9 protein-coding genes are annotated in these 8,754 nt (G+C 37.8%); 3 read left to right on the top strand and 6 right to left on the bottom strand.

Going from position 1 to position 8,754, the window contains the following annotated elements; all coding sequences use genetic code 11:
* Positions 1–1,173 (top strand): IS256-like element ISAba26 family transposase (locus tag J500_RS16165; RefSeq protein ID WP_034700592.1); only part of this gene is annotated, 1,173 nt, incomplete at its 5' end.
* Positions 1,174–1,508: 335 nt separating this feature from the next.
* Here the strand turns inward: J500_RS16165 and J500_RS16160 are convergent.
* From J500_RS16160 to J500_RS16135, 6 genes are all read right to left on the bottom strand, one after another.
* Positions 1,509–1,727 carry a hypothetical protein gene (locus J500_RS16160; RefSeq protein WP_000550047.1) on the bottom strand — a complete coding sequence of 73 codons (219 nt, stop codon included), beginning with the start codon at positions 1,725–1,727 and terminating at the stop codon, positions 1,509–1,511.
* 4 nt (positions 1,728–1,731) lie between these two features.
* Complete coding sequence (locus J500_RS16155; RefSeq protein WP_034700591.1) at positions 1,732–3,027, bottom strand: Y-family DNA polymerase; 1,296 nt, start codon at positions 3,025–3,027, stop codon at positions 1,732–1,734.
* Between the two features lie 14 nt (positions 3,028–3,041).
* Positions 3,042–3,668, bottom strand: a complete 627-nt coding sequence (locus J500_RS16150; protein ID WP_004658359.1) for a LexA family protein — start codon at positions 3,666–3,668, stop codon at positions 3,042–3,044.
* 111 nt (positions 3,669–3,779) lie between these two features.
* Entirely contained in the window at positions 3,780–4,421 is a 642-nt protein-coding gene (locus J500_RS16145; protein ID WP_002046584.1) for an SOS response-associated peptidase, read from the bottom strand.
* Positions 4,422–4,661: 240 nt separating this feature from the next.
* Positions 4,662–5,768 (bottom strand): ImmA/IrrE family metallo-endopeptidase, encoded by a 1,107-nt coding sequence (locus J500_RS16140; protein ID WP_000482094.1) that lies wholly within the window; start codon positions 5,766–5,768, stop codon positions 4,662–4,664.
* A 12-nt stretch (positions 5,769–5,780) separates the two neighbouring features.
* The gene (locus J500_RS16135; RefSeq protein ID WP_001052588.1) at positions 5,781–6,491 is read right to left on the bottom strand and encodes a hypothetical protein; all 711 of its coding nucleotides are present in this window, start codon (positions 6,489–6,491) and stop codon (positions 5,781–5,783) included.
* A gap of 858 nt (positions 6,492–7,349) precedes the next feature.
* On the opposite strand from J500_RS16135, the gene J500_RS16125 reads away from it, so the two are divergent.
* Together J500_RS16125 and J500_RS16120 are read left to right on the top strand one after the other, a co-directional pair.
* Complete coding sequence (locus J500_RS16125) at positions 7,350–8,063, top strand: phosphoribosyltransferase (RefSeq protein WP_004992178.1); 714 nt, start codon at positions 7,350–7,352, stop codon at positions 8,061–8,063.
* Positions 8,064–8,456: 393 nt separating this feature from the next.
* Positions 8,457–8,754: Arm DNA-binding domain-containing protein (locus J500_RS16120; protein ID WP_034700584.1), on the top strand; the 298-nt coding region annotated here is incomplete at its 3' end.

Here is an 8,754-nt window from a genome sequence, read left to right as displayed (position 1 = left end):
TTGGCTAAGGGTCTAAAAACACCAGAAGACTTAAACCAAATGACCGCCATATTTAAAAAGTTCATGATCGAAACTGCACTCAATACAGAGCTTTCAGATCATCTTGGTTATGAAAAGCATCAGCCGAAAAAAGGCTCAAATAGCCGAAATGGTTTTAGCTCAAAAACTGTTTCAACTCAAGATGGGCAATTGGCTTTAGATATTCCACGTGATCGGGAAGGTTCATTTGAGCCACAAATTATCAAAAAACATCAAACACGCATTACCAGTATGGATGACCAAATTCTTTCCCTGTATGCCAAAGGAATGACCAATAGAGAAATTGTCGCATTTTTCAAAGAAATGTACGATGCAGATGTCTCAGCATCACTTATAAGCAAAGTGACCGATGCTGTGATTGAGCAAGTGACTGAGTGGCAAAATAGAGCATTAGATAGTCTGTATCCAGTCGTCTATCTCGACTGTATTGTTGTAAAAGTCCGTCAACACTCCAATGTGATTAACAAGTCTGTATACCTTGCTTTGGGCATCAATATGGATGGGCAAAAAGAATTACTCGGTATGTGGATTGCTCAGACAGAGGGTGCCAAATTCTGGCTATCCGTCATGACAGAACTCAAAAATCGAGGGGTACAGGACATTCTTGTTGCCTGTGTAGATGGGTTAAAAGGCTTTCCTGATGCCATTGCCTCTGTTTATCCTCATACGGACATTCAGCTGTGTATCGTGCATGTTGTACGCAATAGCCTGAGATTTGTAAGCTGGAAAGACTACAAGGCTGTTACAGCTGGTCTAAAAGCGATCTATCAAGCAAGTACAGAAGAAAATGCCTTAAAATCTCTAGATATCTTCTGTGATCAATGGAATCATCAATATCCGAAAATTGGAGAATCCTGGAGAGCCAATTGGGAAAATATCCGTACAATATTTAGCTATCCAGCTGAAATACGTCATGCGATTTATACAACCAATGCAATTGAATCGTTGAATAGCGTAATTCGCCATTCAACCAAGAAGCGAAAGATCTTCTCGTCAGATGATTCAGTCAAAAAAGTCATTTACTTAGCAACAACCAATGCTGCTAAGAAATGGACAATGCCAATTCAAAATTGGCGTTTAGCAATGAATTGGTTTACGATTCAGTTCGATGATCGATTAAAAGATCATTTATAAAAAATAGAACTTACACAAAATAATTTACAGGCTCGTTTAAAAATCTCTCTGGTTATAAGTAAACTGTCTTTATGAAAAGCATCATACTAACTTTGATTCATAATAAAGGGAATTTAAAAGCTTTAGCATCACAATTTGGTCACTGGATTTTAGACAATAGTGTAAAGATTAGCACTTTGGTAAATCGATGAGCTAAAGTGTTGTAGTCCAAACTCGATCTGACAATTACCCATTTTTTAGTGTGCCCGTCAGGTTAAATTTGAACTGAATTTTTCTCAGCCCAAATTCATTTCCAATCAAGTTATGTTTCAAGTGGCGTGCGAACACTGCACAATTTAATTCACGGTGCCTAAGACAGGTATCAACTTCGGACCAGCCATTCTAGCTTTGCTAATGATTTCCACCAGCTCATCATAAGTCAGTTCAAACTTATCCTCACTATCAAATACATAGACCATATTCTTGCCTTCATGTTCAGGTGGAGTAGGTGGTACAAATCGTTTCGGGATAAGAATTTGTGCGAGTTGTTCGTCAGTTAATTTAAATAAGTGCATGTTTTTATCCTACTCTTGGTAAGTCAGACCATTTGGTTAAATACGAAGGTGATCTAAGGTTTTGATTCATGTGCCATGTGGCTTCTTTATTGTTGGCAATGCCTAGCGTGACGAGATTCTTCCCAAACCGTTCACTGATGGCTTCGATGGCATCTGAAAGCCTTTCTCGCTCTTGCTTATGTGAATAGTCCGTGAATAGATCGGGCACAAACTTGGATTGATCTGTAATTTCGAGCAGCACGATTCCCGCCTTTTTATACTTAAAGCCTTTCTTAAATATCTGATCGATGCCTTTCATCGCGGCCTTGGTGATGAGCAGTAGATCATCCGTATGCTCATGCATTTGAACGACGATGTAAGGCGAGTAGCGCTCTGTCTTATCAAAGCGACTGGTTTGGATATACACGCCGATCATCTTGCAGATTGAGCCATCTTCCCGCATTCGTTTCACGGCTCTGGCCACATAAAGCCGAACCGAAGCTTTAATGTCATCCATTTCATACACTGGGTTGCCATATGAACGGCTGCTGATGATTTGCTTCTTCGCTACAGTATCATCACTAAGGTCAATACAAGAAAGGCCCTGTAGCTCAAGCACCGTCTTTTCCATCACGATACTAAACTGCTTTTTGATTTCTTTAGGATTGGCATTGATCAGATCCAGCACAGATTGAACACCCATAGTATTGAGCTTCTTACAGTTCTGTCTGCCTACGCCCCAAACCTCAGACACATCAACCTGCGCGAGTAGCGTTTCTGCAGAGCATGGGTCCATATGGGCCAGATTACAGACCCCATTGAAGAACTTGTTTTTCTTGGCGAGATGATTGGCAATCTTGGCTTCGGTTTTAGAGCGACCAATTCCAATACAGCAGGGTAGGCCTAACCAACGCCAAGCCTTAGCCCTCATGTCTTGAGCATATACAGTCAGGTCAAATAGATGCTCGTAAGCTGTGAGCTTCAGAAAGCATTCATCAATGGAATAGACCTCTTGATCTCCTGGTGCAACATAGTCCCCAAGCAGCTCCATAAAGCGCTTGGACATTTCGCCATATAAGGAGAAATTACTGGATAGCACCTGAATGTTATGTTGTTTGATCAGCTCTTTAATTTGGAATACAGGAACACCCATCTTGATGCCTAAGTCTTTCGCTTCCTGGCTTCTGGCCACGGCACAGCCGTCATTGTTGCTGAGCACAATGGTTGGGCGATCATTCAAGGCAGGATTAAACACACGCTCACACGAGACGTAGCAATTATTCACGTCGACTAACGCGAATATTTCATTTTCACTTTGCATGGTTATTCTTCTTTTTATGAGCGGTGATAAATACGCTTTAAATTAAAAGTCACCACACCCCAGATTGATATGGTCTGACTATCATCAGGAATGATGTGATTGTAATTCGAATTTTCAGCCTTCAACCAAAGTTCTGGAAGCGGATAATCTTCATCTCCAAATATTTCTTTGATTTCAGACTTGGCCATCTTATTGGTGATCATCAGCCGCTTAATGGTCGAGGCATTGTCATCAATCAGGGCAACCACGATATCGTAATGCTTGACTTCAATACTGCGATCAATAATGATTGGATCATTAATCTCTAGGCCAGCATCGAGCATGGATTCACTGTCTACATAGGCAATAAAAGTAGAAATAGGGTTGTGAATCAGGAACTCATTCAGATCGAGTGCTTTGTCTTGCTCATCCTTGGTGCTGAAGGCCGGACCTGCAGGAATACGCTCTAAAGAGACGGGAATAGATACTTTGGATTTGGGTAGGACAGCAGTAAGCCCTAATTTTTCAACAAGCTCATTTTGAACAGCGATTTGTTCAAGCACGGTGTTGATGGTAGGACTTGGTTTACCCTCTGGACCCATGAGCTCTTGTAAAGATGACCATGCGTCGTCAGAGAAGTAAATAGGCAACTTCTTAGACATGAGATACTCCTACGCTACGAGGCGTGTTTGGAAGTAGAATTTGTTTAAATAGGATATTACTAACAGCGTTTAAAATTCAAATTTAAAAAGTTGTGGATAAACAAGGATGCGTCAGAATAAGACGTTTTGTTTCTGCTCATCGCGTGGAAATGTGACGAATTCATCGGGCATTTGAAAGAAATATTCATGCGCATGTTCATGATCGGCTGTTAGCCAGTCTTTTCTGTACTGTTCTGGAATAACGATGATGGATCGCTTCTCATCCTTCGGTGCATGGAATTGTTTCATAAAAGGGTGATGGTCCGAATTGATGGTCAACATTGAAAAGGAACGTACCTTATTGCCATTAATCACTGCATCATCATAGATCCCTGCAACAGTAAAAGGCTGATCATCTTTACGCTTGATGGTGTACCAGTGTGGCTTGCCATTGATGTATTTCGGCTCATAAAATTCTTGTACTGGGACTAGGCAGAACTTGCTGTACTTCCAAGCATGTCGAAAGCTAGGCTTATCTGCTACAGACTCAGTTCTGGCGTTATAAGTATGACTGCTGAACTTCAATTCTTTCGCCCAGCTCGGTAGTAATCCAAACTTTGCAATATCAAGCTCTAAGTGATCTGAGCCGTTCAGAATGATTGGAGCATGATAGGAAGGGAATACATGATCCTTAAGCTCAAGATCAAACTGGCTTGTATCGACACCTAAGAGTGTCAAATTTCTTTTATTTGGAAATAGGTAATTTGAGCACATAGCCTGATCACATAACTAAAGAATTTATCTGAAATTGTATACGATGCTTTATGGAACACATGGGATTTATGGTGTCAGTTCAAGTAGGCTATATGAAAAAAGTCATGATGGGGCAAGTTACATTTTCAGTATGACTTATGGGATGCAAAACTACGTTGGGCGTGAAGTCATAAAAAAATTAATCAGGATTTTGCATAAATAGTGCGCCGTAAGGCGCATTATTTTTAAGGAAGGTTTGTATTACTCGACAATATATAACTTATGTTTTTTCTTCGGGGGCTCAACTTTAGCTAAAGCATCAAATGTTAATTGATTAAAATCTTCTTCAGAGATTCCAATTTCATCAAGCATTTTATTTTTATCAAAAGATGGTTGTGAGGCTAAAACAGAGATAATTTTGGGCAACATCAAACTCTCATCTCGATGAGTTTCTTCAGGTTCATTAATGTTGTAGCCCAACGAATTGATCTTTATAGAGTTACTACGATTAACCCAATCACTAACTAATCCCAGCTTGTGAGCTTTATAGTTAATAGCCTTCAGGGATGTTCGCCAAATCTTTTTATACTCAATCATATTTTCTAGTGAAAAATAGCGTGGAGCAGTAGAAAGAAATGCATCTGTTGGCATTAAAAATTCAGATGAAAATTGATCCGCTTCAGTTTCGAGAACACGATTATCTTTCTCGACACGAATTTTTTTGTTATGCGTATGCATAACGATATGACCAAGTTCGTGTGCACAATCGAAGCGGGCTCTTTCGGCAGACTTAAATGTATTTAGAAATATGAAAGGGCTACCACTTTCATCATCAAAAAAAGATAGTGCATCAATTTCTCGAATTTCAGTCGGTAATCTAAAGACACGGATTCCCTTTAGCTCACACAACGAAACAATGTTATTAATAGGTTGATTACCTAAAGCCCATAAACCTCTCAACTCTGACGCTAGGTGATCGGCATACTTAGATTCACCCAAAAACTCAGTAATATCTAAATCAGGACGGTGAAAAGTAGGTAACTTTACTTTCTGATTTAAGTACTTGTTAATATTTATTGCTAAAAGAGTATATGCCTCATTAGCTTTTCTATGCTGTGCTTTAATACGAGCAACCGATCTATAGAAGATTTGGTCTGTTTCATGTGGTTGTGTGTCATTACCTGCAAAGAATGACTTGGGTAAATTTAATACACGGCATATATCATCTTGATCATTTTCATTGATTTCTTTATCCACGTCTAAAAGTTGCTTTACCTTAGAGATAGAGCAACTCAATTTTTCTGCGAAATCGGTATTGCTAAGTCCTCGTAATTCTTTAGCAATACGTAAACGATCTTTATTAAACACATTAACCTCAGATTAAACTACAAGCTGAATATCAAAATCATCTGGTTTAATTTCATTAGATGGTTCCAATACTGGCTTAGGATCAGTTTTTACAGGAACTGTATTATCTATTTCAAATGCAATTCTGCAAGTATGGTCACTTGGTAAAATTGAAATTTTTTTCGCTTTTAAGTCCTGTACGAAGCTAGTTGGGTATGCAAATTCAAAAGGAATATTTGGGATATCAATGTCTTTATAGGCTGGATGTGATGCTGAAGGAAAGTATAAAATCCATGTTCTCAATTTTGTCTCATCATCATAAGCAGACTGATTCTCCTTAATATTATTTAATGTCATTAATCCTTTTTCACAGTGTGCTGATACAACTTGATCAGCTAACCCCAATGCAATATTCCCGCTCATAAAGATAATTTGTATTTTCTTTACTGTATTCTCAATTCTTGGCTGGCTGTCATTGTGGAATATCCAAGCAGGATCAGATTGTCGAAGCAGTAAAGCAATCTGTTCTCCAATTTTTCCCCATCGTGCAATAAAGCGTGCACGGTTATAGTGAGTATTTGTTCTATAGTCAGCATCACCGATCATAATTGCGTTTCTGACTAACTCGAGATCAGGTAATCCTAACTGTTTAGCTTTTTTGATAGCATTTTCACCTTTGAAAAAATCACATGGCGTGGGTTCAGAAGGTTGGATTGATTCTTCATCAAGGAGATTTAAATTCATCTTAAAAGTTATCCTAAAGTAGCGAATGTCTTTTTTATAACATCTTTTGATGTTTTAAAAAAGACATTTTTATAAATGTGTGCTATCTTCACTTACAACTTGATAATAAGAATTTTGGAGAAGAGACGTTGAGTAACTTATTCATTAATCATAAAAATTGTCCTGAATGCGGTGGCCGTATCAAAGGCTATTATTACTACTGTGGGCAGTGTGGTAGTCAAAATGTTGTAAACTGGAAGCACACGGGGATATTTTTGTTGATTGCTGGAACGATTTTTCTGGTTGCTATGCTTTTTTTTGCTAAAAAATTTTGTGCAAATCCATTTTTTTCACAAGTTTCATTGTGCTAATTTTTTAAATAATTCATAGAGGTTGATAGTAAAATGAAAGTTAAAGATTTAATTAAATAATTAGAAGAGTTTGATCTGGAATTAGATGTTTTAATTGCTAATGAAGAGAACAAAATCATTGGCATAAAAACCCTAGCCCGATTCTTTGAAATAAGCTATGTTTCTTTTGTTCATCCAGAGACACAAAGAAATGATATGGAAAGAAATGTTGAATTTACCTTTTTAGGAATGTCGACTAAAGACTCTAGAGTTATTGTTTTTATTGACGTTGTTCCATAATTTTCAAGTAGTCAAAATGAGTATACAATATTCATGTGATGCAAGAAGATACAACTGGATAGGATGGGCCCATAAGTATTTGAAGCTGCCTCGTGTATGATCATGGGGACTGTCCAAACAAACGGCTTTTGAGAGTGCTGCCTGATACGAAAAATAATATCCAAGAGATGCTAGCGGTAAATTTAGTGTAAAATTTAATGCTAGCCATCATTAAAACTTATTTAAAAATATGAAGTTATATCGCACAGATTGGAATATGCTTCCTAAAACGGTTATTGACCGTGGTCTTGGAGATGCAACCTCTCATTACATGTATGAAGCTGCTAAAGCAGGGGATGTTGAAAGTGCGTATATTTTAGCTAAAGATTTAGTTTCGGATGAGGCGATTGCTGAACTAGAAAGAATTATCGATGGTCGGGAAACTATTATAGTACCTGTACATGCTGAGGAAGCAGTCGGTCGTAATATGATTCCTTTAGCTACTTCAGCAGTTATAGCAAAGAAACTTGGGCTTGAAGTTGATACGAATATAGTTCAAGCTATAAAAGTATCAAGAACTGGCGGTGATGGGTGGCATAGATTAGCCAACCCACCAGCATTTGATGGGACAATAAACAATGATAAATGTGTTATTATTGTTGATGATACCCAGACCCAAGGTGGTACTTTTGCAGCATTAAAAGGTCATATTGAAACAACTGGGACGAATAAAGTTATTGGAGCATATGCACTGACGGGTAAACAATACTCATCACAATTAGCTCTAAGTAAAGAAACTCTTCAGCAATTGAGGGATGTATATGGTAATCTTGAAGCATGGTGGAAATCGATTTACGGGTACGATTTCGAAAGGCTCACAGAGTGGGAAGCAAAGTATATCCTCAACTCTCGTAAAACAGCTGACGAAGTCCGAGATAGAATCATTGCGTCAAAACAAACGTGATGCTTATGCACTTATGATGAAAATGAATTAATTATTATTTAATTAAGTTAAAAGACTGCTATATAGCGGTCTTTTTTGTTTTTGAGCTCTACAAATTTTAATGAGTACATATAGTTACTTTTATAAAAATGATAATAAAGGGTAGAGGAGGTCATCTAAGAATTTAAAGCACAAGACTTATTTAACATTGATGACAGAAAAAGTGAGTTGTTGGGAACTTAAAGAAGAGGTGGTACTTATAATGGTTACTAAAATACAAATACTTAAAATATTAAATATATAAAACAATATATTACAAATATATATGATGCGTAGTGTACGCATCATATATAAAGCGTTCTATTTTGATATAATTGATCCAATCAACCCCTTATTAGGTTTCATTTAAATTCCATGAGTCTTACTGAAATTAAAGTTCGCCAAGCTCATTGCAAGGAAAAAACCTGTTTTTTATCCGATGAAGATGGGCTTAGCCTGAAGATTGAGCCGAGTGGAAGAAAATCTTGGTGCTATCGCTATACAGATCCACAAACTAAAAAACGTCGACGCATTCAGCTAGGTCTTTATCCTGATTTATCGCTGAAAAAGGCACGACAAGTCAGAGATGACTTTAAAGACAATGATTTCTGTTTTGAACATGATACTGCCTCTAATGTCATCACCTTTGGTAAGGTCGGGGAGGAGTGGTTAC

The sequence above is a fragment of the Acinetobacter sp. 479375 genome (assembly GCF_000581715.1).
GTDB lineage: Bacteria > Pseudomonadota > Gammaproteobacteria > Pseudomonadales > Moraxellaceae > Acinetobacter > Acinetobacter ursingii.
The sequence above is the reverse complement of the archived record's forward strand: the minus strand, read 5'-3'. Positions and strand labels throughout refer to the sequence as shown.

Coding starts and splice junctions, on each gene's coding strand:
- J500_RS16145 (WP_002046584.1), bottom strand. CDS start 4,421: ATGTGCTCAAATTACCTATTTCCAAATAAAAGAAATTTGACACTCTTA.
- J500_RS16160 (WP_000550047.1), bottom strand. CDS start 1,727: ATGCACTTATTTAAATTAACTGACGAACAACTCGCACAAATTCTTATC.
- J500_RS16155 (WP_034700591.1), bottom strand. CDS start 3,027: ATGCAAAGTGAAAATGAAATATTCGCGTTAGTCGACGTGAATAATTGC.
- J500_RS16135 (WP_001052588.1), bottom strand. CDS start 6,491: ATGAATTTAAATCTCCTTGATGAAGAATCAATCCAACCTTCTGAACCC.
- J500_RS16150 (WP_004658359.1), bottom strand. CDS start 3,668: ATGTCTAAGAAGTTGCCTATTTACTTCTCTGACGACGCATGGTCATCT.
- J500_RS16125 (WP_004992178.1), top strand. CDS start 7,350: ATGAAGTTATATCGCACAGATTGGAATATGCTTCCTAAAACGGTTATT.